General features: G+C 44.2%; 18 protein-coding genes and 4 tRNA genes. 16 read left to right on the forward strand and 6 right to left on the reverse strand.

The features are described 5' to 3' along the window. Positions 1–12: 12 nt before the first annotated feature. The 3 genes from secF to ACN0QW_RS04740 are packed head-to-tail and all read left to right on the forward strand — an operon-like array spanning position 13 to position 2279. Positions 13–993 (forward strand): protein translocase subunit SecF, encoded by a 981-nt coding sequence (secF, locus tag ACN0QW_RS04730; RefSeq protein WP_417429211.1) that lies wholly within the window; start codon positions 13–15, stop codon positions 991–993. A 12-nt stretch (positions 994–1005) separates the two neighbouring features. Next, positions 1006–1383 (forward strand): Mth938-like domain-containing protein, encoded by a 378-nt coding sequence (locus tag ACN0QW_RS04735; RefSeq protein ID WP_417429213.1) that lies wholly within the window; start codon positions 1006–1008, stop codon positions 1381–1383. 23 nt (positions 1384–1406) lie between these two features. Further along, positions 1407–2279, forward strand: coding sequence for a phytoene/squalene synthase family protein (locus ACN0QW_RS04740; RefSeq protein ID WP_417429215.1), 873 nt, complete (start codon positions 1407–1409; stop codon positions 2277–2279). Positions 2280–2368: 89 nt separating this feature from the next. On the opposite strand, the gene trmFO is transcribed toward ACN0QW_RS04740, so the two are convergent. Further along, positions 2369–3730 (reverse strand): methylenetetrahydrofolate--tRNA-(uracil(54)-C(5))-methyltransferase (FADH(2)-oxidizing) TrmFO, encoded by a 1362-nt coding sequence (trmFO, locus tag ACN0QW_RS04745; RefSeq protein ID WP_417429217.1) that lies wholly within the window; start codon positions 3728–3730, stop codon positions 2369–2371. A gap of 150 nt (positions 3731–3880) precedes the next feature. Here trmFO and ACN0QW_RS04750 point away from each other — a divergent pair, with 150 nt between their 5' ends. Next, positions 3881–5113 carry an adenylate/guanylate cyclase domain-containing protein gene (locus tag ACN0QW_RS04750; protein WP_299372141.1) on the forward strand — a complete coding sequence of 411 codons (1233 nt, stop codon included), beginning with the start codon at positions 3881–3883 and terminating at the stop codon, positions 5111–5113. A 133-nt stretch (positions 5114–5246) separates the two neighbouring features. Here the strand turns inward: ACN0QW_RS04750 and ACN0QW_RS04755 are convergent, their stop codons facing one another. Then, positions 5247–6269 carry a zinc-binding alcohol dehydrogenase family protein gene (locus tag ACN0QW_RS04755; protein WP_417429219.1) on the reverse strand — a complete coding sequence of 341 codons (1023 nt, stop codon included), beginning with the start codon at positions 6267–6269 and terminating at the stop codon, positions 5247–5249. 184 nt (positions 6270–6453) lie between these two features. Here ACN0QW_RS04755 and ACN0QW_RS04760 point away from each other — a divergent pair, with 184 nt between their 5' ends. Then, a complete protein-coding gene (locus ACN0QW_RS04760; protein ID WP_417429221.1) occupies positions 6454–7374 on the forward strand; it encodes a LysR substrate-binding domain-containing protein in 921 nt (306 codons plus the stop codon). 38 nt (positions 7375–7412) lie between these two features. On the opposite strand, the gene uvrA is transcribed toward ACN0QW_RS04760, so the two are convergent. After that, positions 7413–10253, reverse strand: a complete 2841-nt coding sequence (uvrA, locus tag ACN0QW_RS04765) for an excinuclease ABC subunit UvrA (RefSeq protein ID WP_417429223.1) — start codon at positions 10251–10253, stop codon at positions 7413–7415. A 240-nt stretch (positions 10254–10493) separates the two neighbouring features. Here uvrA and ssb point away from each other — a divergent pair, with 240 nt between their 5' ends. The 8 genes from ssb (at position 10494) to ACN0QW_RS04805 (ending at position 17563) form a co-directional block, all read left to right on the forward strand. Beyond that, positions 10494–11030, forward strand: a complete 537-nt coding sequence (ssb, locus tag ACN0QW_RS04770; protein WP_299372153.1) for a single-stranded DNA-binding protein — start codon at positions 10494–10496, stop codon at positions 11028–11030. Positions 11031–11102: 72 nt separating this feature from the next. Then, positions 11103–11555 carry a GNAT family N-acetyltransferase gene (locus tag ACN0QW_RS04775; protein ID WP_417429226.1) on the forward strand — a complete coding sequence of 151 codons (453 nt, stop codon included), beginning with the start codon at positions 11103–11105 and terminating at the stop codon, positions 11553–11555. A gap of 258 nt (positions 11556–11813) precedes the next feature. Then, positions 11814–14657 (forward strand): DNA gyrase subunit A, encoded by a 2844-nt coding sequence (gene gyrA / locus ACN0QW_RS04780; RefSeq protein WP_417429228.1) that lies wholly within the window; start codon positions 11814–11816, stop codon positions 14655–14657. A gap of 32 nt (positions 14658–14689) precedes the next feature. Continuing rightward, positions 14690–15208: a pantetheine-phosphate adenylyltransferase gene (gene coaD / locus ACN0QW_RS04785; RefSeq protein WP_299372162.1), complete on the forward strand. Its 519-nt coding sequence runs from the start codon at positions 14690–14692 to the stop codon at positions 15206–15208. 152 nt (positions 15209–15360) lie between these two features. After that, positions 15361–15436, forward strand: a tRNA-Lys gene (locus ACN0QW_RS04790). 39 nt (positions 15437–15475) lie between these two features. Continuing rightward, positions 15476–15551: transfer RNA gene (locus tag ACN0QW_RS04795), tRNA-Lys, on the forward strand. 210 nt (positions 15552–15761) lie between these two features. Beyond that, positions 15762–16526 carry a 5'-methylthioadenosine/adenosylhomocysteine nucleosidase gene (locus ACN0QW_RS04800; RefSeq protein WP_417429230.1) on the forward strand — a complete coding sequence of 255 codons (765 nt, stop codon included), beginning with the start codon at positions 15762–15764 and terminating at the stop codon, positions 16524–16526. A gap of 44 nt (positions 16527–16570) precedes the next feature. Then, positions 16571–17563 (forward strand): M23 family metallopeptidase, encoded by a 993-nt coding sequence (locus tag ACN0QW_RS04805; protein WP_417429232.1) that lies wholly within the window; start codon positions 16571–16573, stop codon positions 17561–17563. Between the two features lie 12 nt (positions 17564–17575). Here ACN0QW_RS04805 and ACN0QW_RS04810 read toward each other — a convergent pair whose 3' ends face one another. After that, positions 17576–17776 carry a hypothetical protein gene (locus tag ACN0QW_RS04810; protein WP_417429234.1) on the reverse strand — a complete coding sequence of 67 codons (201 nt, stop codon included), beginning with the start codon at positions 17774–17776 and terminating at the stop codon, positions 17576–17578. A 142-nt stretch (positions 17777–17918) separates the two neighbouring features. Between ACN0QW_RS04810 and ACN0QW_RS04815 the strand changes: the two genes are divergently transcribed. Further along, positions 17919–18131: a DUF3126 family protein gene (locus tag ACN0QW_RS04815; RefSeq protein WP_046505456.1), complete on the forward strand. Its 213-nt coding sequence runs from the start codon at positions 17919–17921 to the stop codon at positions 18129–18131. A 140-nt stretch (positions 18132–18271) separates the two neighbouring features. Here the strand turns inward: ACN0QW_RS04815 and ACN0QW_RS04820 are convergent, their stop codons facing one another. After that, complete coding sequence (locus ACN0QW_RS04820) at positions 18272–18634, reverse strand: TraR/DksA family transcriptional regulator (RefSeq protein ID WP_417429236.1); 363 nt, start codon at positions 18632–18634, stop codon at positions 18272–18274. 527 nt (positions 18635–19161) lie between these two features. On the opposite strand from ACN0QW_RS04820, the gene ACN0QW_RS04825 reads away from it, so the two are divergent. Both ACN0QW_RS04825 and ACN0QW_RS04830 read left to right on the forward strand, forming a co-directional pair. Next, a tRNA-Leu gene (locus tag ACN0QW_RS04825) sits at positions 19162–19249 on the forward strand. A gap of 118 nt (positions 19250–19367) precedes the next feature. Beyond that, positions 19368–19455 (forward strand) — tRNA-Leu (locus ACN0QW_RS04830). A 600-nt stretch (positions 19456–20055) separates the two neighbouring features. Here ACN0QW_RS04830 and ACN0QW_RS04835 read toward each other — a convergent pair. Beyond that, entirely contained in the window at positions 20056–22599 is a 2544-nt protein-coding gene (locus ACN0QW_RS04835) for a tectonin domain-containing protein (protein WP_417429238.1), read from the reverse strand. Positions 22600–22635: the final 36 nt, after the last annotated feature.

Here is a 22635-nt window from a genome sequence, read left to right on the forward strand (position 1 = left end):
GAGGCTGAAATCATGGCGTTAATTAAAAAGCTTCCTACAGATCTCAATATCAACTTTATGGGTAAGAGAAAGCTCTTCATGGCTTTTTCAGCCTTAATGATTGCTTTGTCCTTAGTGTTGGTAGCAACCCGCGGATTGAATTTTGGCGTGGATTTTCGGGGCGGGATTCTGATAGAAATCAGAACATCAGAGCCTGCTGATTTATCCTCTCTCAGATCTAGAATAGGGGCACTTGGGCTGGGAGAAATTAGCCTTCAGGAATTTGGTGCGCCAACTGACGTTCTGATCAACATCCAAAAACAGGATGGTGATGAAAAAGAACAGATGAAGGCTATTCAGCTGGTAAAGGATGAGCTGGGCAGTGCGGTTGAAGAATATCGTCGTGTCGAATTTGTTGGCCCAAAGGTTGGTGCCGAACTAAAAGAAGACGGCGCATTGGCCACGCTTTTTGCCTTGTTGGGTATTGCTTTTTATATCTGGTTCAGATTTGAGTGGCAGTTCTCGGTCGCAGCTTTAATGGCATTGACACACGACATCATCACGACAATTGGTTTCTTTGCCCTGACGCAGTACGAATTTAATCTGGCAACTTTAGCGGCTGTTTTGACCATTGCGGGATACTCAATCAACGATACGGTTGTTATTTTTGACCGGGTACGTGATGAATTGCGACGTTACAAAAAGATGGACGTTATCGACGTTTTGAATATGTCGATTAACAGAACTCTTTCCAGGACAATCCTGACATCTGTTACAACCCTTCTTGCTCTTATCGCGCTGTTTGCGTTTGGTGGCGAAGTTATCAGAGGTTTGAGCCTCGGTCTTATTTGGGGCGTTACTATTGGTACCTATTCCTCTGTAGGCCTTGCTGTTCCGTTACTTTTTTCTACGAATGTCAGATCTTCTATTCCAGAAGAAGAGGAAGAAGAAGGACTTGTGGACGAAAATGGTCAGAAGATTGAGTTCGTCCCGGAAAATGATAAAGCCAACTAGGAGACACCCTTCGTGGAAATATCTCTTAAAATTCCAGAAGGAAAGCAGATCATAGAAAAGTATGGTAATGGTCGGTTCATGGTATCCGACTATTACCATGAAGGCTCTATTCTTGTGCTTCCTGACTTAACAGAAAGCTGGGCCGTAGAAACTTTTTCTGATGTATCTTTGGAAACACTTACCCCCTTTGTCGAAAAGGCGAGCGTGATTGAAGTGTTGATTCTTGGATGCGGCGCTAAAGGCGAATTCATTACCCCCACTTTCCGCAATAGCCTGAAGGATAAAGGTTTAATTGTAGATGCGATGGATACAGGTGCTGCCTGTCGTACCTATAACGTGCTTCTTTCCGAAGGTCGAAATGTTGCTGCTGCGTTAATCGCAGTCGATTAAAATTTTCTGCGGGCACAAACCAAATGTCGAATGATACTGGCCTATCCTTTTGCGGAGACGACATTAAGAAGAACGACTATGATCGTTATTTAACGTGTCTTTTTGCAAAAGATGATACCGTCCGCGAAAATCTTTTTGCGCTTTATGCTTTCAATCAGGAAATAGCCAAAACAGCAGAGGTTGTCAGTGAGCCGTTAACAGGAATGATTCGCTTGCAATGGTGGCGTGAATCTATTGAAGGAATCTTCGAGGGTAAACCCCGTAAACATCTGGTTGTCGAGGCTTTAGCGAGAGCCGTGAAAGACCATGGGTTAAAGTGTGAAAAGCTTGATGAATTTATTAATGCCAGAGAATTTGACTTGGAAAATACTGTTCCACAGAATCTTGTTTCTTTGGAAAGGTACGTTCGAAAAACCTCTGCCGAGCTCTTGAGTTTGGCAACTGATATCACGATTGAAAAATGCGAACAGGATAAAGAGGCCAGTAAAGTCCTTGGACAGGTTTGTCGATCCATGGGCATTGCTTGGGGGCTGCTTGGCATTATTCGGGCCACTCCTTTTTATGCAGCAAAAAAAAGAATTTATCTGCCTCAGGATCTTATCAATCAGCACGGATTGAATACTTCTACGCTTTTCGAGCTAAAATCTTCGCCAGAATTATGTGAGATTAGCAAGGTTCTGACCGAAGCTGTCAAAAAACATTTGAGCATGGCGCGAAGTTTTTCTGGTAAAATACCTAAACAGGCGAAATCGCCTCTATTACTCGGGGTTTTGGCTGATCAGTATATCAAAAGGCTGGAGAGTAATAATTACGATCCTTTTGATGTCTCACTTCATCGTCCAAAATCTTCTGCCACGTGGAAGTTGATGTGGGCTAATATTTGTTCCCGTTATTAATAAAGGATTTTGAACAAAAAGGCCGCTAACGAGAGCGACCTTCTTTATTCGAACTCAGGTTTATGAGTGCTAACTGGCTTTCTTAAGTCTTATTGATTTTCATCCAGCCAGGTTTTCAAATCTTCGAGGGCTCGTTTGGAATAGAGCGGCTTGCGATCTTTCTTTTTAAGTTTCTTACCTGGCCCTTTGGGAATATTCGGGAAAATACCAAAATTTACATTCATCGGCTGAAAGGTCTTGGCATCAGCACCACCCGTGACGTGATTAATCAGTGCGCCGTGCGCTGTGGTGATTGGTGGCGCAGGCAGATCTTTGCCCAAACGTTCCGCGGCAGCAAATCGCCCGGCCATGAGGCCTGATGCCGCTGATTCCACATAGCCTTCAACGCCAGTAATCTGCCCGGCGAATCTGAGGCGTGGCATTGGTTTCATACGAAGCGAATGATCAAGTAACTTAGGTGACTTCAAAAAGGTATTACGATGCAGGCCACCGAGGCGGGCAAATTCAGCTTCTTCAAGGCCGGGAATCGCACGGATGATTTCCATTTGCGCGCCGTATTTCATCTTTGTCTGGAAACCAACGATATTATAAATGGTCCCCAGTTTGTTATCTTGGCGCAGCTGGACAACAGCATAGGGCTCTTCCTCGCTGTGCGGGTTGGTGAGGCCAACAGGCTTCATCGGACCAAAGCGCAAGGTCTCAACACCGCGGCTCGCCATGACTTCAATTGGCAAACAGCCTTCGAAATAGGGCGTGTTCTCTTCCCACTCTTTAAAATCTGTTTTGTCGCTATCAATTAGTGCCTGAATAAAGGTTTCGTACTGTTCTTTATTCATTGGGCAGTTGATGTAGTCAGCACCATCGCCGCCGGGGCCAACCTTGTCGTATCTGGATTGGAACCAAGCTTTGTCAAAATTGATAGAATCTTTGTAAACAATCGGCGCGATCGCATCAAAAAACGCAAGATATTCTTCGCCTGTAATAGAGCCGATAACGTCGCTCATACTTTCCGATGTCAAAGGCCCTGTGGCGATAATGACAGAATCCCACTCTTCTGGCGGAAGGGCAGAAACTTCTTCGCGTTTGATGGTTACGAGAGGATGATCTTCAAGGCGCTTGGTAACTTCATCTGAAAAATCATTTCTGTCCACAGCCAGCGCACCGCCTGCGGGCACCATATGTTTTGCTGCACAGGACATAATGAGAGAGTCCATTCTGCGCATTTCTTCGTGCAACAGGCCAACGGCATTATTCTCATAATCATCAGACCGGAATGAATTGGAACAGACCAATTCGGCAAGACCTTCGCCTTGGTGTGCCTCTGTTTTTCGAACAGGGCGCATCTCATGAAGAATTACCGGAATACCAGCCTGTGCAATCTGCCAGGTTGCTTCCGTTCCGGCCATACCACCACCGACGACGTGAATTTCTTTTAAGTCACTCTTGCTCATGATTGTCTCTTTACTATTCATTGCGTCTGCAATAATAAAATTTTTTGTGTTATATCTACTAAAAAGCAGCTTTGCACCCATATGTTTTAGATAAACATATTTTCTTTCATATAATCCATAATAACATAATAAACCGGAGCTCTTTATTTCATGCAACGAATAGATGATCGCGTTAGACGTGGTGGCGACGAAGACAGTCTGATCGGCTCTGTGGTTGATTGGGTTATGGCTCAAGCACTACGCGATACCACGATCGAACAGTTATTTGAAGGTTGCTGCCTAAGGCTGAGATCTGCGGGATTACCTATTGCCCGGGGATACATTGCGTTTCGTACGCTGCATCCTTTGTATAGCGCCATGGGGTTGACCTGGGAGCTTGGTAACGGCGTTAAAACTGTTGGCATGTCACATGAAAGTTCTGCTTCGGAAGAGTGGCGTAGAAGTCCGTTCTATTTCATGCTGAGTAAAGAGATTGGTTTGCTTCGGAGAAGGCTGGTCGGCGAAGGGGCTATCCACGACTTCAAGCTTATGGAAGAGCTTCGTGATGATGGCTATACAGACGTCTTGTGTTATGCGATCCATTTTGATCAGGAATCCCTTGGTGATACAGATGGCAGAGGCATTCTTGGAACTTGGTCGAGCGATATCAAAGCCGGTCTGAGTGATACGGATATAAAATCACTTATTCGCGTACAAAACCGTCTGGCTGTTGCTTGTAAGGTAATTATCACCTCGCAGATTGCCCATAACATCTCGACGACATATCTTGGTCGTAATGCAGGACAGCGAGTTCTTAAAGGGCAAATTCAGCGTGGTGACGGTGAAAAAATTCACGCCGTTATCTGGTACAGCGATCTTCGGAACTCAACCGCACTGGCAGATATGATGCCGGAAGAAGACTATCTGGATCTGCTCAACGGGTACTTTGAAAGTACGGCAGGGGCCATTATCGATAATGGCGGTGATGTTCTTTTGTTGATTGGTGATGCTGTTCTGGGAATTTTTCCTTTTACAGATGATCGAACACAAGCTGAAACTGGTGAGATGGCCGTGAAGGCAGCATATGATGCGCTTGAGCGTATCAAAGAACTAAATGCCTGTGCTTGTGATAATGGTAAGTGCGAAGCCTCGTTTGGTCTCGGGCTTCATGTGGGAAATGTCATGTTCGGCAATATTGGTTTACCTGATCGACTGCAATTTACAACAGTCGGGCCAGCGGTTAACGAGGTTGCGAGACTGGAAGCGCTGACCAAAGAGCTTGGTAAGCGCATCCTCATGAGCAAAGAATTTGCTGAAATCGTCGGACGTAAATGCATGCCAATGGGAGAGCATACCTTGCGTGGTATTGAAGAGCGACGTGAGATCTTTACGCTAGATGATTGATTCATAAATATACTTAAAACAAGGGACATAAGAACTGTCTAAACAAGGACAGCTCTTATGTTTATCTGAAAAATTAATACTGCATTATATCCTGACTTTTAATTTTATTATGGGTTATCTTCATCACAATTGTTCACGTGTTTATGCCAGTAAGTGTGAGTTTTCCAATCATTCGACCGCTTTCAACAGTTTGATGTGCTTTGGCTAGTGTTGTTGCTGAAATTGTTCCGCCTCTGCTCGTTTGAGTATGTCTGATTATACCGCTTTCTACTAATTCTGATATGCGACGTAATATGTTACCTTGTTTGGACATCGTTGGCGTTGAGAAAATTGACCTTGTAAACATAAGCTCCCAGTTAATTTGAACGCTTTTCTTCATAAAGAGATCTAAATCTAACTTTGCTTTTGTGCTTGCTACTAAGCAAATCGAACCTTCGGGAGATATTATATCACTCATGATTTCCCAATAGGGGAGGTTATTATTACAATTTAGAATGTATGGAACCGTTGCATAACCAAGAGCAGCTAGTTGTTCTTTAAGATCTTTGGAATGGTCTAAAACATGATCCGCACCCATTTTAAAACACCAGTCGCGGCTAGTGTCTCTGGATGCCGTTGTAATGACCGTATTACACTGAGATAATCGTTTTGCAAATTGGATTGCCATAGAACCTAGTCCACCACTACCCCCAATTATTAGGATAGCCTGTCCTTTGGCTTTGTCTTGATCCAAACTTAATCTATCAAATAGTGACTCCCAAGCTGCTAGGGATGTTAAGGGTAAAGAAGCTGCTTCTTCTGCTGTTAAGCCTTTTGGCTTTGGTCCTACCAACTGCTCGTCAACGAGTTGGAATTCCGCGTAACATCCTAGTCGAGTAATATCTCCCGCATATATCACTCTATCTCCGGGCTCGAAGTTCTCGACATCTTTGCCAACACTGATAACTTCACCACAGGCATCCCAACCTAAAATACGAGGCTCCTCAAGGTATCCTTCGATCATCTGCCTTTGTTTACAGTCAACAGGATTAATCGAGATAGCATCAATTCTAATTAATAAATCTCTTCCTTCTGGGGAGGCTGTTTTTGTTTTGCTTTCAATGAAACAATTCTTATGACTTGTTGATAAATTCTCTCGAACGCCAATAATTTTCATGAACTTTATACCTATTTCGATTTATCTGTAGATAAAATAACCATAAGTGATAAAAACCAAAAAAGGTCCCCACCAAATATTAATCGCACGGTTAGATTTTCTTTTGGTGAGAAATAAATTACGATCTTTGGTGTCATAATTATTCACTGAAATAATTCGATTTTTATAGGCGTAATAAGCATTCATGATGAGAAAATTACCGCCACTAAATTCTTTACGTTCTTTTGATGCTATTGCCCGAAATGGCAGTATTTCAAAGGCTGCTTTAGAGTTGAAAGTGAGTTCTTCTGCTGTAAGTCAGCAAGTCTCGATCCTAGAGGATTGGATGGGGGTTAAATTTTTAAAACGGACTTCAAATAAAACTTCTTTAACACGAGAAGGTGTTGAGTTTGCAAATGAGATAAATTCAGTTTTTGATACTCTTGAAAAAAATATATTTCACACACAAAAAAAAGTTAATCATAACGAAATTAAGCTCAGTATAATTCCGTCTTTAGCGACAAGGTGGTTGATTAATAGATTACCGATATATTCCGCGCTTTATCCTGATTATTCAGTAATGGTAGAAGCTTCATTTGATCTAGTAGATTTCACAAAGAAAGAACTAACGATAGCTATTAGATCAGGTGCAGGGTCGTATTCAGGGTGTCAGTCAGAGAAATTATTCGACGAATATATAACGCCTGTTTGTAGTCCGGAGTATTGGAAGAAAAATAAAACATCTCTAGTTGAAATTGGGGCATGCTCGCTTCTTGCCGATCATACATTTGGTAAAGATGAGACTAATCTTAATTGGACTAGTTGGATAGCTCGAGAAGGTATTATTCCTTCAACGAAGATACAGCCGATACAATTTTACACCGATAGTAACCTAACTATACAAGCTTGCATTAACGGAGAAGGTTTTATGTTAGGTCGGAGTATTTTAATTAACGAAGAGCTTCGAAAAGGTGGATTGATAGAACCGTTTAAAGAAAAGCAAGTTTCTGACTGGCCTTATTATATTGTATATCATTCAATAAACGATCCGTTACGGGGTGCTCTCCGCTCGTTTATTGAATGGTTGAAGAGAGAAGCGGCGAAAACACCGGGTATTGTGAGATAGTGATTATAAAAGGGTGTTTTCGGTCTCCATCAAGTTATTTATTTCAGGTAAGGTTCTAGGTATTCACCTGTATAGCTGCCTTTTGTCTTTGCAACGGTTTCAGGTGTTCCTGTGGCAACAACGCGTCCGCCTTTGTCACCGCCCTCTGGTCCCATGTCGATAATCCAGTCGGCGATTTTGATAACTTCAAGATTATGTTCAATACAAAGGATGGTATTTCCTTGATCCACGAGGGACTGCAGGACTTCCAACAACTTTTTTACATCGTCAAAGTGAAGGCCAGTTGTTGGCTCATCGAGGATATAGAGTGTTTTCCCTGTTGCTCGTCTGGAAAGCTCTTTGGCCAATTTAACACGCTGAGCTTCCCCGCCAGAAAGCGTTGTGGCCGCTTGCCCAACCTGAACATACCCCAGTCCAACTCGTTGCAATGTCTCCAACTTATTGCGAATAGATGGAACTGCTTTAAAGAACTCCAATCCATCATCAACATTCATATGTAAAACATCTGAGATGGATTTACCTTTATAGAGAATTTCAAGTGTCTCTCGGTTATAGCGCTTACCCTTACAGACATCGCACTCAACATAGACATCAGGCAGAAAGTGCATTTCGATCTTGATGACACCGTCACCCTGACAGGCTTCGCAACGACCACCCTTTACATTGAAAGAGAAGCGACCGGGTTTGTAGCCACGGGTTTTGGCTTCGGGTAATCCGGCAAACCAGTCTCTGATTGGTGAGAATGCGCCAGTGTAAGTCGCAGGGTTTGATCGTGGTGTCCGGCCAATAGGGGACTGGTCAATATCAATCACCTTGTCGATGAACTCTAGCCCTACGATGGAATCATGGCTGCCCGGTTGCCCTTTGGCATTATGCAGCTTACGTGAAACGGCTTTATACAAAGTCTCAAGGATCAGTGTTGACTTACCGCTACCGGAAACGCCTGTGATACAGGTGAAAGTGCCAAGAGGAACTTCTATAGATACATTCTGCAGGTTATTTTCGTTAGCGTTCAGGACTTTAATCTTTTGGCCTTTATGGCCTTTACGGCGTTTTTCCGGAAGGGTGATGGAAACTTCACCTGTTAGATATTTTGCCGTTAAGCTTGCTTCCGTTGCCATCACTTCATCCGGTGTTCCACAGGCAACAACCTGACCACCATGTTTTCCAGCTCGCGGGCCCATATCGACGAGATAATCTGCGGTTCGAATGGCATCTTCGTCATGTTCGACAACAACAACGGTATTACCAAGATCCCGCAAGCGGCGCAGTGTTTCCAATAGCCGTGCATTATCTCGTTGGTGCAACCCAATAGAAGGTTCATCCAGAACGTAGAGAACGCCTGTCAGTCCCGAGCCAATTTGTGACGCCAGACGAATACGTTGGCTTTCCCCACCAGACAGGGTTGCTGAAGAACGGGAAAGTGTCAGATAATCGAGACCGACATTTACAAGGAAATAGAGCCTTTCATTGATTTCTTTGAGGATTCTAACTGCGATTTCATTTTCTTTGTCGCTGAGTATTTTGGGGATTTTATTAAACCACTCTGCGGCTTCTGCAATGGAAAGCTGGGCGATTTCACCAGCGTGCTTTTTGCCAATTTTGACGGCAAGCGCTTCGGGTTTCAGGCGGTGACCATCGCATGTCTGACACGGCTGTTTCGTTTGGTATTTTGATAGTTCTTCGCGTACCCAGTCGCTGTCCGTTTCCCGAAAACGCCTCTCCATATTGGGGATGATCCCCTCGAAAGGTTTCTTGGTCTGGTAACTCCGGTTGCCATCGGTATAGGTCATTTCGATAACTTCTTTACCCGAACCATTCAGAAGCAGGTTTTTGATTTTTTCTGGCAGCTCATTCCATGCAAGATCAAGGGCGAAACCATAATGTTCTGCCAGACTCTTGAGAGTTTGCAGATAATATTTAGAAGTCGAATTTGCCCAAGGGGCTATTGCACCGTCTTTAAGGGAGACGCGTTGATCTGGAACAATCAGGTCGCCGTCAAAGATGAGGGTTTTGCCCAATCCGTCACAGGCTGGGCAAGCACCAAAGGGATTGTTGAAAGAGAACAATCTGGGTTCAATTTCGTCAATGGTAAAGCCGGATACCGGGCAAGCATAACGGGCCGAGAAGATTGTCTGTTCACCTGTTTTTGCATCTTCAGCAAAGGCAATACCATCGGCGAGGCCTAGTGCTGTTTCCAGACTGTCAGCCAAACGCGTTTTGATGTCGCCTTTGACTACGACACGATCAACAACAACTTCGATATCGTGTTTTCTCTTTTTGTCCAGTGCGGGAACATCACCGATTTCGTAAAGCTCTCCGTCAACCTTTACGCGCTGAAAGCCTTTGACTTGCAGATCGGCGAGTTCTTTGCGGTATTCGCCTTTGCGTCCTCGGACAATTGGCGCGAGGAGGTACAGGCGAGTGCCACTTTCCATTTCCATGACCTTATCAACCATCTGGCTGACGGACTGACTTTGAATTGGGAGCCCTGTTGCAGGTGAGTAGGGGATACCGACACGCGCAAAGAGAAGGCGCAGGTAATCATAAATTTCTGTAACGGTACCAACGGTAGAGCGTGGGTTCTTCGAGGTTGTTTTTTGCTCAATTGAAATCGCAGGAGATAATCCTTCGATAGAATCCACATCCGGCTTTTGCATGAGCTCAAGAAACTGGCGAGCATAAGCAGAAAGGGATTCGACATAGCGTCGTTGCCCTTCAGCGTAGATCGTATCAAAGGCGAGAGACGATTTGCCGGACCCACTGAGGCCCGTGATAACAACGAGTTCGTTTCTGGGTAAATCAACACTGACGTTTTTCAGGTTATGTTCTCTCGCGCCACGTACGGAAATAGTGCGGGATTCCTGTATTGAACTCATTTTATCGCCTGTAAATGTTTTGCAAATGTTCTCGTTGGAATATATATGGACGAACAGTGAACAAAATGCATCCTTTTTTATAAAATAGGGTGAATATTTTGCTTAAAACCTTTCAATAAAATGCGAACATCTTGCAGAAAAGAGATCCATCTTCTATTAGACGTTGGCTCTAGGCGACCCGACTGATAGGGTTCCAGATCAATTTTTTTAGATTCTAAAGTAAATCATAGGGAAGAAGCCATGGCTGGTAGTGTTAACAAGGTGATTCTGGTTGGTAATTTGGGGCGTGATCCGGAAATCCGTTCCATGCAATCAGGGCAGCGTGTGGCTAATTTGAACATAGCAACATCAGAAAGCTGGAAAGATCGTACTTCAGGTGAGCGTCGGGACAAAACCGAATGGCACCGCGTTGTTATCTTTAACGATCGTTTGGTCGATGTTGCCGAGAAATTCTTGCGTAAAGGCTCCAAAGTTTATCTGGAAGGCCAATTGCAGACCCGTAAGTGGACTGATAACGCTGGTGTTGAAAAATACACGACAGAGATTGTTCTGCAGAATTTCCGCGGTGAACTGACAATGCTTGATGGTCGTAACGATGGTCAAGGAGGCGGTGGCTTTGGCGATTCTTCTGGCGGTGACGCCGGTGGCTTTGGCGGTAGCGGTAGCTCAGGCGGCGGATATGGCGGCGGCTTCGGTGGTGGTTCCTCTGGCGGTGGTGGCGGATCGACAGGCGGCAGTGCCCCGGTTGATGACCTTGACGACGAGATTCCATTCTAAGTATATTAGAATGTAGTCAATTAAAGCGGCTCTTTTGGGCCGCTTTTTTATTTCTATGATGGATTAAAGGTAATGATCAAAACTGATCTTTTACATTTCGAGCAGCTTTCTAAGGAACAGCTTTATCAGGTTTTACAGCTTCGTTCCGATGTCTTTGTTCTGGAGCAGAAATCTTTGTATCGGGATATGGATGGGCAGGATGCCGTTGCCTGGCATGTGCTGGCTTATGGCGACGAAGATGCTGTTGTGGGCGTTCTTCGTATTCTAAAAGATCCTAAAGATAAAAGCTGTTTCAAGATTGGCCGGGTCGCTGTTGCGAAGATAGCCAGAGGGCAAGGGATCGCTGTTGAGCTAATGGAGCGGGCACACGGCTTTATTGCGAAGCAAGATGCTGCTGAAAGGATTGAGATTTCAGCACAGGAGCATTTACAGAAGTTCTACAATAATCACGGTTATGTCACCGTTTCTGATGAACCTTATGATGATGCTGGTATACCGCACGTTGACATGATACGTGCTGCATAAAACGGTGTGAATTAGCGACTTGACAAATTAAAATAAAGTAGAATTTGTTGATTTAAAGTTGAGATCAAAAAATTATTTAAATTCAATCCTGTAGAACTTAATTTTTCCCTCTCTTTTTACACACAATTTGTTGTAGCTACGCGATGAATTTGTTACATTTCATGTGATTTTTTTTTAGCCTGAAACAAGTTGAGTTCCAGTGTTGTGCTGTACTCGGTTTGAAAGGGCCTTTCTGTTAAACAGAAACAGGATAATTACGTGACTTCGAACTCTGATACATCATCCGATAACCAGGATGTTTTTCCGGTAACTATTGAAGACGAAATGAAACGATCGTACCTCGATTACGCCATGAGCGTTATCGTGTCGCGTGCTCTTCCAGACGTCAGAGACGGCCTTAAACCGGTACACCGTCGTATTCTCTATGCGATGAAAGAGTCCGGCTACGACTGGAACAGAGCTTATCGTAAGTCTGCCCGTATCGTCGGCGACGTGATGGGGCAGTATCACCCGCATGGTGACCAAGCCATTTACGATGCTATGGTTCGAATGGCGCAGGATTTCTCTATGCGTCTGCCTCTGGTTGATGGCCAGGGTAACTTTGGTTCCATGGATGGTGATCCACCCGCGGCGATGCGTTATACGGAATCTCGTCTGCAGCGCGTTTCCAGTGAAGCACTTTTGGAAGATATTGATCGCGATACGGTTGATTTCCAAGACAACTATGATGAATCCACGAAAGAGCCGATTGTTCTCCCAGCCCGTTATCCAAACCTTTTGGTCAATGGAGCTGGTGGTATTGCGGTTGGTATGGCGACAAACATCCCGCCGCATAACCTCGGTGAAGTCTTGGATGCTTGTTGTGCCTTCGTGGACGATCCAGAACTATCCATTGATCAGTTGAACGAGATTATCCCCGGACCTGATTTTCCGACGGGTGGTGTTATTCTTGGGCGTACAACAATTCGCGATGCCTATCATACTGGACGCGGCTCTATTGTTATGCGCGGTAAGGCCGAGGTTCAGGAAATCCGCAAGGATAAGATGGCGATTGTTGTCACCGAAGTTCCTTTCCAGGTAAACAAGGCCAGAATGCTTGAAAAGATCGCGGATATTGCCCGTGATAAGACAATCGAAGGCATTACTGATATTCGCGATGAAAGTGACCGTCACGGTGTTCGTGTCGTTGTTGAGCTGCGTCGTGATGTCGAGCCGGAAGTGATTCTGAATCAGCTTTATCGCTATAGCCCGCTGCAAACGTCCTTTGGGGCTAACATGCTGGCGTTAAATTCTGGTCGCCCAGAGCTACTGGATTTGAAGTCAATTATTTCTGCATTTATCGCATTCCGCGAAGAAGTGATTACACGCCGTACTATCTTTGAGCTGAATAAAGCACGTGATCGCGCGCATCTCTTGGTTGGTTTGGCGATTGCTGTTGCGAACATTGATGAAGTGATCGAGCTCATTCGTGCCGCTTCTGATCCTGTGATTGCGCGCGAACAGCTTATGGACCGTCCGTGGCCTGCTAAGTATGTGGAACCACTTATTAAATTGATTGATGAGCCGGGCCGAAATGTTGATGGTGATGGCAACTATTTCCTTTCTGAAGCACAAGCGCGTGCGATTCTAGAGCTACGTCTACAGAGATTGACCGGTCTTGAGCGGGATAAGATTGCCAAGGAATTGGAAGATATTTCGGATCAAATCCGTTATTATCTTGAAATACTCGCTTCTCGCGAAAAACTTCTTGGTATCCTGCGCGAAGAACTCATCGAAATGAAGGCCAAATATGCCACGCCACGTCGTACGGAAATTCTGGACGGTGTGTTCGGGTATGACGATGAAGATCTTATCCAGCGTGAAGACATGGTGGTGACTGTTAGTCACAGTGGCTACATCAAACGTGTTCCACTAAGTACTTATCGTGCGCAGCGTCGTGGTGGTAAGGGCCGTTCTGGTATGGCGACAAGAGACGAGGATTTTGTATCACAGATCTTTGTTTGTAATACGCATACGCCAGTTCTCTTTTTCTCTTCCCGTGGTATGGTTTACAAGATGAAAGTTTACCGTTTGCCACCTGGGACACCGACATCACGCGGAAAAGCGCTGGTTAATATGTTGCCACTGCAACCGGGCGAGACGATCTCTACAATGATGCCGCTTCCTGAAAACGAGGAAGCTTGGTCAGAAATGTACGTTATGTTTGCGACATCAACAGGTGGTATCCGTCGTAACAAACTGTCTGATTTCACCCGTGTAATGGCGAATGGTAAAATTGCCATGAAGCTGGAAGATGAAGACAGCAGATTGATTGGCGTGCAGACCTGTACTGAACACGATGACATCATGCTGTCTACAGCGCGTGGTAAATGTATTCGCTTCCCTGTGAATGGCGTTCGTGTCTTTGCTGGCCGTACATCGACAGGTGTGAGAGGGATTTCTCTCGCTGAGGGTGATTCTGTTATTTCCATGGCGATTATCAATCATATGGATGCAGATTCAGAAACCCGTGATCAATATCTTCGTTACGCAAGTGCTAAGCGTCGCAGTGAAAACGCGGATGAGGGCGAGTTTGATCCATCAGCACTAGAGACGACACTGTCTCAGGAGCAGCTTGATAGCATGGCTGAAAGAGAGCAGTTCATTCTGTCGATCTCTCAGGATGGTTTGGGTAAACGTTCGTCTTCTTATGAATACCGTGTGACCAGCCGTGGCGGTAAAGGGATTGGTAACCTTGATCTTTCAAGAGCCAAGGGTAAAACAACGACTGTTATTTCCGTGTTCCCAATTGATGAGACGGATCACATTATGTTGGTAACAGATGCAGGAAAGCTCATTCGCTGTCCTGTGCACGACGTTAGAATTGCAGGACGTTCAACACGTGGTGTTAACCTGTTCAACGTCGCAGATGATGAAAAAATTGTTTCTGTTTCCCGCTTGGCGGATGACGGTGAGGGCGAAGATGACGAAAACGAAAATCTTGAGGGTGCCGTTGCCGACGGAGCTGAAGGCGCAGAAGGTGTCGAAGCTAATGATGTGGTAGAAAGTGATGCCGCAGAAAGCGCGCCGGAAGCATCTGGTGATGATAAAAGCGGGGAGTAATCCCCGCAACCTAACGAAGAAGAGCTTAGGGCATGACGAAAAAACACGTTGGGCTTTATCCCGGTACCTTTGACCCTGTAACTAAGGGGCACATGGATATTATTACCCGTGGGTGCCGCGTGGTCGATAAACTGGTCATTGCCGTTGCACGCAATGACCGTAAGGGGCCGTTGTTCAGTACTGAAGCGCGTGTGAGTATGGTGTTGCACGATACGGCTCCTCTACGAGACAAAGGGTTTGAAATAGAAGTGCTGCCCTTTGACAATCTTCTGGTGAATTTTGCCCGCGAAGTTGGTGCAGGGGTCATTCTTCGGGGGTTGCGTGCGGTTTCTGATTTCGAGTATGAGTTTCAAATGGCGGGAATGAATGCCCGCCTTGATGCTGAAATCGAAACCGTATTTTTGATGGCTTCTGAAAAACAACAGTTTATTTCGTCACGATTTGTTAAAGAGATTGGATATCTTGGTGGAGATATCGCCTCTTTTGTTAGTCCTGCAACGAAATTAAAGTTGGAAGAGAAGTTTGAAATTATGCGTAAATCCAAGGATTAACCTACTTTTAAGCGCAATCCGTCTCTTCTGATTTAAAAATATTCCTTTTTTTACGGTTGAAGACAAAAAGGCTGTTGACCGAATCAATAAGTGGTTCTATCTTCCGCCTCGCTTACCGCATTACACTTTAATGTCGGAAAGCAATTGAGAATGGGCCCTTAGCTCAGCTGGTAGAGCGTCCGACTTTTAATCGGCAGGTCACAGGTTCGAATCCTGTAGGGCCCACCATTCTCCCCAGATTATTCTGGTTTTACTATATTACAGAATGGGCCCTTAGCTCAGCTGGTAGAGCGTCCGACTTTTAATCGGCAGGTCACAGGTTCGAATCCTGTAGGGCCCACCATTCTGTACAAAACACCCCGCTTTTTAGCGGGGTTTTGTTTTTCTGTTTCCCAAATACCATAACTTGTCTTGCCCGTTTTCTTTGGAAATAGCCTTGTTCACTTTCTCTGGGAATAATAACCTTAGAGGAAACTGAAATACTTAAGTCTGTTACGATGGCTCGTATAAAGTATCTCAGATAAAAATACTCTTTGCTTAAAAGGAAAAAAACGTGTCCCAGAAACCACTTGGTCTGATTTGCGCTATACCAAATGAAATCCAACACTTTGGGTCAGCTTTTGAAAAAACGAGCGAAAAGCAGATAGCAGGTTTTTTATTTTTTCAGGGCAAGCTTGATGGGGTTGAAACTGTGCTTGTCGAAGCTGGCATGGGCAAGGTTAATGCCGCGGTGGTGACAACTTTGCTTATCGAGCAATTCAATTGTCGCGTGGTTCTCTTTTCTGGCGTTGCTGGTGGCGTTGATCCAAAGCTTGGGGTTGGTGATGTTATTATCGGAACCAAGCTTATCCAGCACGATTATGGGATGATTGTGTCTGACAAGCTAACGACCTATCAACCCGGACACCTACCTATCCATCTGCCAACTGAAAAACTTGGTTATGATGCGGATGCAATTCTTATCGACAAGTTGCTTCAAGAACTAGAAGGTTTCGATCTTCCAATGATCTCAGCGGAAGCTGCTGGTGGGAAAGCCCGTAAACCTGTCATTACGTCTGGAACTATTTTAACGGGCGATCAGTTTATAGGCTGTACTGTTGCGAGAGACAGGCTTTGTAATGAGCTAGGTGGCCTTGCTGTTGAGATGGAGGGGGCGGCAATAGCACAGGTGGCGGAACACTATAAGGTGCCTTTTATTATCATACGGTCGCTGAGTGATCTCGCGGGGCAAGAGAGCACTATGGACTTTATCAAATTCCTTGAAGAAACCGCTGGCGGTGCTGCGTTAGTCCTCAGACGTATTATCCGGTTGTTATGAGGGTGAAGGATAGGGGACAGTCCATAGGATATTACATAGGCATCGTGCTTGCAGGGTTATTCTTTATATCATTGGGGAGAGCTTTTGCTGACGCGGATAACTCTCCACGCTTTATAAGCCCTGTTGACTGCTCTGTGCCTTTGGAATGTATCATTCAGAATTATGTCGATGCGCGTCCTGGTACAGGGTATCGCGACTACACCTGTGGAACGTTAAGCTACGAGCGTCATAAGGGGACCGATTTCAGGGTTCTTAGTTATGATCTATACCTTAAAGGGGTTCCTGTTCTGGCTGTTGCCGATGGCATTGTTTTGCATCAAAGGAGCGATGCAAGTGACGGTGATTATATTTTAAAGGGTGATAGAGCTGTATATCGGCAAGCGGTTGGCAATAACGTTGTGATAGATCACCTGAACGGATGGCAAACAACTTACGCGCATTTGAAAAAGGGGTCCGTTACGGTGTCTTCAGGGGATAAGGTTAATGCTGGTGATGTTATTGGGATTGTTGGTTTAAGCGGGAAAACCGAGTTTCCGCATTTACATTTTCAAACGTCCTACAATAAGAGCCTGATAGATCCGTTCACCGGAGAAAAGCCATCTGGATGCATAACCCCGACGAAAAATTCTTTGTGGAATTTGCCCGATGGAAAATTTTTTGAATATAAAAGCACGGGAATTGTTGATGTAGGTTTTGCCGGTCAGCCTCCTGAACAAAAGCTCTTGGCATTTCATAGTGAACAAAAAGGAATATCTGTGAGTGAGAACCCTGAATTTCTAGTATTCTGGGGGGAGCTTTGGGGACTTAGAATTGCAGATCGTCTTACATTGAAATTTAAAGATCCAAAGGGCGAGATTATAACAAACCAGACAATTCTAAAGAATAATCAGGCGTCATTCATGTATTATAATGGGATGAAGCGTCCAAAATCTGGATGGATTAACGGAACATACACAGGAAAAATTACACTGGAAAGGCTTGTTAATCGAAAGTGGCAGGTTATTGCTTCAAGTCAAAAGCAACAGGTCTTACCGTAAAGCCTTAAATACTTAAACTTGTATGTCCAAGTTTTGGCCGCGATCCTGATTTGCGTTAAACTGTTTAGAATCAGCAGATGCTTCGCTGTTTTCAACAGGACGCTTCGTTTCCACAGCTGCTTGTGAATTCTTTTCAGCAACGCTGATATCTATAGCAGCAGCAGGTTCAGAGAACCTAACTGTGGGTTGGAAAGATGTCGCATTAATATTCATAGTTGCATCCTGACACAAACACATTAACTAAGTGTTAATAGATATAAGGAATTTTTTGGTGATTTAAAGGGAAAAAAACCTTTTAGTTCGCCTGATGTTTCGTTAATCAGGTCCTTTAAATTTAATGTCGGAGATCGGAAGCGTGGATAACAACGAAATTACCAGCGTAGAAAAATACTTGCGTCAGACTTTTGGGAACGAGGCAATTGCGCTTGATAGAAAAACTAAGAAGGCTGATTCTATCGAGGTGAGTCTTGGTGGTGAGTTCATTGGCGTTATATATAAAGATGAGGAAGATGATGATCTATCCTATTCTTTTAATATGGCTATTTTGGCAGACGATTTACCAAAATAAGATAATCATTATATTTGGGCATAAGGTTGAGTTTTCGCACTGACTTAAAAGTGTTTCAAATTGTGATTTAGCGACTACTTTATGATGCCCGGGCTTTAATCATGAACGATTGATTCCGGGTATTTTATTTTTGACGGTTATCAGGAATCGTCTGTTTTGGTCGCGCAATCAATGCAAAGCGTGACTGTTGGGTCTAATTCTAAGCGCTTTATTTGAATTTCCTCGTCACAACGAAGGCAATAACCATAGTTGCCGTTCTGTAACCGCGTGAGAGTTGTCGCTATCTTATTTAGCTCCACTTGTCGGCGTCTTTCAGATTCAAGAGACATAGCCTGTGATTGTAAGGCGTCCATTCGTGATAGTCTGCCGACTTTACTTTGATCCAGTTCGACGACGTCTCTGGATTGCTGGCTGGATGTGCGAACATCAGAAATTTCTGTTTTTCGCTTTTCCAATTTAGTGGCTACCTTTTTAAGGTTGATGTTTATGTTTTTATCAGACATTTAGCCCCGCTATTCGCTTTTAAAGGCATCATAGCAAATAAATGGCTCCAGCAGTATAAAATAGAAGTTTCTTGGAAAATAGAAAACGCCCCGGAACAAAACAGGGGGACGGCCAAATGGGGGTTACCATGAACAGGCATGGTATGGCCAACGTCTCGTTCCGGGGCGTTAAAGAGAACATATCAAACCTAATCAGAAACAGGTTGTGATGTTTCTGTGTCTAAACTGAGTTTCTAAATCAGTAATTTAACGAAGATTAACAAAGTATTACCTCGAAGAGTGCGAAGTTTTATGCAAAAACAGCTTACGATTAGCTTATTCGTATGGTTACAGTTTTTCTTGTCTTGAAGGGATGAAGCATAGCTTCATAAAACCGTCTGGGACGATTTTAAAGCTCTGATAAAAGCCTCTTTTAAACTATAGAAGCGAGAAGCATTTGATTTATCCACAACAAATTTCAGTTTTTTGAAATTTTTCGTTTGCCCTTTCTGAGTGGATCAGTATATATCCCCATCAGCAACAACGATGCGGTCGTGGCGGAATTGGTAGACGCGTAACGTTGAGGTCGTTATGGGCTAATAGCCCGTGGAGGTTCAAGTCCTCTCGACCGCACCAAAATTGGTATGTTGTTGCTTTAAAAGACTTAATGATTCCCCAGGAATTTTGATAATCAAAATTATTTGCTTTACTCAGGGCACGTAACTGATCGGGAATTCAGAGCCTTTTAGGCGATGCGGCAATGGCGGAATTGGTAGACGCGCTAGCTTCAGGTGCTAGTTCCCTTTATGGGAGTGGAGGTTCAAGTCCTCTTTGCCGCACCATTCTATTCGTGACCTAATATTCTTCATTATAATTTGATCGTCGTACCCAAAAAATTCCACCTATCAACAAAATTTAAGTTGGCGGGGTAGGGAAGTTTAGTCAATTACTGCATTTAGAGATAGTGTGTTCTTGATACTGATAATCAAGGGATTTTAGGATGTGAACTTAGTCGATTGAACATTTTATGTCTAAACAAGTACTGAATGATCAGGACGTTGACTTCCTTTTTCCAAAGCTGGTTGCCAGTAGCTTCATATTTTTCACTTTACAAAAGAAACGCTCGATAATATCTCGCGTTGATAACGTTTTTCATGGGGAATCGTTTTTGAGTAATCCTTCTAAAGGCTGACAGCCATAGCACATTCATTTGATATGGCTCATTTTGATTTTTTTAGGCGGGAAAAAGCCATATCAGGGACAATGGCAGAGGTGGTACTTCTTTGCACCGTCAAAAACATCATAAGAAGCCTTCAGAGCCCTTATTCTCTCTACTAGAGATATATCCGAGTATAGACCCTTTAATGTCGCGCTATGAAGCGCAAAGATCACATGTAGTAAGAGATGGAATTGGGTTACTGTTCAGATATCAATAACGCTCACTATTCTTTACCACGTTTTATGGTGGTTGTATCAACACTTCCAACCCAAGGTCGACCCGTATCGTCAACAGCAACAGTATCTAATATTATATTGTTTACCCTATCAAAGCTATTGTTCGCGCCGTTCCATTTGTAAAGTTTATTAGCTAAGTCCACTATATATACAGATCCCTCAGAGCCAATATTGATCTGACTTGCTGATTGGCCTGAAAAAGGGCGTTTTTCAAATCGCTGTCCCGTCCATTGCATGACTTCATTGCTTTTATTTATAATCCAAACGTCTTCCCCGGTTCCAACAGAGACGTCATTGACCAAACTATATGTACTAAATCGCAAAAATGTTTGGGAGGAGGGTTGTTTTTTATACAGGTAGCTCTTGCCGCCAGAAAAAGCGAATATGGCAAATACTGTATCGTCTGGTGCAATAGCGACGCCAGAGTTTATTCCACCTGAAACAGTGTACTCTTTTAACGTTCCGCCAATTTCACGAAAAAGTCCGACTTTTGCTTTTTGTAAGTCGTTTATATAAACCCAAATGCCTCCTTTTGAATCTACAGCAAAATCACTAAATTCATAGCCTATATTTCCGATTTGAGTATCTTGTCTTTGAAATGATTTACTCGTTTCTTGAAAGCGCGTGAATTGTCCGGTCTGATCTGCGGCATATACTTTACCGTCATTTCCTATATCCAGATAGACAACATCCATTGGGTTTAAATCCCCTAGGCCAAGAGTTTCAAACCGCATGTTTTTAACAAATGTAAATCCAGCGACTTGATTTGAAATCGGCGTATCAGTGACACCTGTGCCTACTGTTTCATCGCTTGTTGTTGCTGCAACTCTAAGGTCCTGTTCTTCTTCCCTTGTAAAGAACTGGGATGACAGAACTATATTGTCATCCGTCGCGACCCAAGGATATCCAAAAGGCCCAGATGCGACATCCTTGACCTCCATTCCCAGAGTTGGGACGATTATGAAACGCCCAACTTCTTCGTCAAACCGCATTAATCTCGCTGTATTTGAAACAATCCACACACGTCCATCAGGGCCGATAGAGAGACTATTGGCTTTTTGCCCTAAAACGTCGCAGGAATTTTCCCCGCAACGTTGAACCAATTTATCGTTGCGAATTGTCCATGGATGCCCATCTGGATCAACCGCAACTAACACCCCATTTCCAAATATACGCTCAAACCGCTTTTCTTCTGCCCGAAACTTAAATAAAACCCCTGATGAATTTGCAATAATAACGCTGCTATCCCCCCCGATTGCAATGTCAGAGGCCGCTGCGTTACGTATTTGCTGCCAATCCCGCCCATCATGACGAAAAACACGGCCTAGAACAGAAATTCCCCAAGGATTACCCTCGGGATCAACGGCTATACGTGCTAACGAGCCTGGAAAGTTTTCAAACGACTTTCGACGATTGGACCACCGGAGCACATTTCCAAATTCATCTAAACCAAAGATGCTTCCATCTCGACCAATTGATAAAAAAGAAGCTAACTTTCGTGTATTTACAAACATGAAGTCCGTCGGACCAGAAATGGTTGCAGGATCGATTACGCTAGCTAATTGTGGATGAGAGCCAGCTGTTCCTGTTGTTTCTGATTGTGGTGATGTTGTAACCTGAGGAGGTGTGATGCTTGCCGCTGATTCGACCAATGCTGATTGGGATGGTGCGGTTTGAGACGGGGCTGATTGAGATGGTGCAGAATTAGTCGAAACCGTGATTGAAGGTGCATTGATTTCCTGAACTTTTTGATCAATTTTTGTCGTACCTTCAGGTTTTAATTCCTTATCAACCCAGATGCGCCCATCACGTTGAAGCGCCCAGAGGCCGCCTTGAGGTGTAATGGCGACACTGGAGACACCCTGTGTCTGTCCAATCAGATCCCAAGATTTGTTTTGAATGTTTAATAGACGAATATTACCTTCCGGTGTAACGATAGCGACTTTTCCATCTGGGCCAGTTGCGATGTCGATTGCTTGACCAAAGTGGTTTATCCAGGCACCGTCCTTTAAAACCTGAACACTCCCATCCTGTGCTATCCTCCATAGGTTCTGATCTGCTGCAACCGTAATACGCACCGCATCGCCGGGAATATCGTGCCATTCACTGCGTAGAGCATACCATTTCTGGATGCGACCATCCTGTTTAACAATATAAACATTGGCCAGAGCATCCGCAGCAACATCAAGTACTTTTGTTGACTTTAGCTCCCACCATAACCCGTTGTATCTGTGAACATTGCCGTCCTTATCTATTGCCCAGGGACGATTTCCTTCAGCTGCGCTGATACGCATAAAGTGGCCTGACATAGTGCGCCACCGTTGTTCTACCTTATCCCAGCGCCATACAGCGCCGTCCATCCCAAGGGCATATCCTTGCCCTTCGGAATTAATAGAAAGGTCAATGGCACGCCCCGGTACGGAAAACCAAGTGTCTTTTTGCGACTGTGCGAAACTGGTAGTTGACGCTGAAAAAAACATTAAAAAGGTAAAGAAGAATCGTAAAAATACTACACTCAATGTACGTTTCAACAGTTCAATCCTTTGAATAATGTGATTGAAATCAAT

Origin of the sequence: Kiloniella sp. (assembly GCF_048259265.1) — a bacterium.
In the GTDB taxonomy this organism is placed as follows: domain Bacteria; phylum Pseudomonadota; class Alphaproteobacteria; order Kiloniellales; family Kiloniellaceae; genus Kiloniella.

Bases quoted from the DNA above. Each gene is read 5' to 3' on its own strand.
- secF (WP_417429211.1), top strand. From the start codon at position 13: ATGGCGTTAATTAAAAAGCTTCCTACAGATCTCAATATCAACTTTATG.
- ACN0QW_RS04740 (WP_417429215.1), top strand. From the start codon at position 1,407: ATGTCGAATGATACTGGCCTATCCTTTTGCGGAGACGACATTAAGAAG.
- trmFO (WP_417429217.1), bottom strand. From the start codon at position 3,730: ATGAGCAAGAGTGACTTAAAAGAAATTCACGTCGTCGGTGGTGGTATG.
- ACN0QW_RS04750 (WP_299372141.1), top strand. From the start codon at position 3,881: ATGCAACGAATAGATGATCGCGTTAGACGTGGTGGCGACGAAGACAGT.
- ACN0QW_RS04755 (WP_417429219.1), bottom strand. From the start codon at position 6,269: ATGAAAATTATTGGCGTTCGAGAGAATTTATCAACAAGTCATAAGAAT.
- ACN0QW_RS04760 (WP_417429221.1), top strand. From the start codon at position 6,454: ATGATGAGAAAATTACCGCCACTAAATTCTTTACGTTCTTTTGATGCT.
- uvrA (WP_417429223.1), bottom strand. From the start codon at position 10,253: ATGAGTTCAATACAGGAATCCCGCACTATTTCCGTACGTGGCGCGAGA.
- ssb (WP_299372153.1), top strand. From the start codon at position 10,494: ATGGCTGGTAGTGTTAACAAGGTGATTCTGGTTGGTAATTTGGGGCGT.
- ACN0QW_RS04775 (WP_417429226.1), top strand. From the start codon at position 11,103: ATGATCAAAACTGATCTTTTACATTTCGAGCAGCTTTCTAAGGAACAG.
- coaD (WP_299372162.1), top strand. From the start codon at position 14,690: ATGACGAAAAAACACGTTGGGCTTTATCCCGGTACCTTTGACCCTGTA.
- ACN0QW_RS04810 (WP_417429234.1), bottom strand. From the start codon at position 17,776: ATGAATATTAATGCGACATCTTTCCAACCCACAGTTAGGTTCTCTGAA.
- ACN0QW_RS04820 (WP_417429236.1), bottom strand. From the start codon at position 18,634: ATGTCTGATAAAAACATAAACATCAACCTTAAAAAGGTAGCCACTAAA.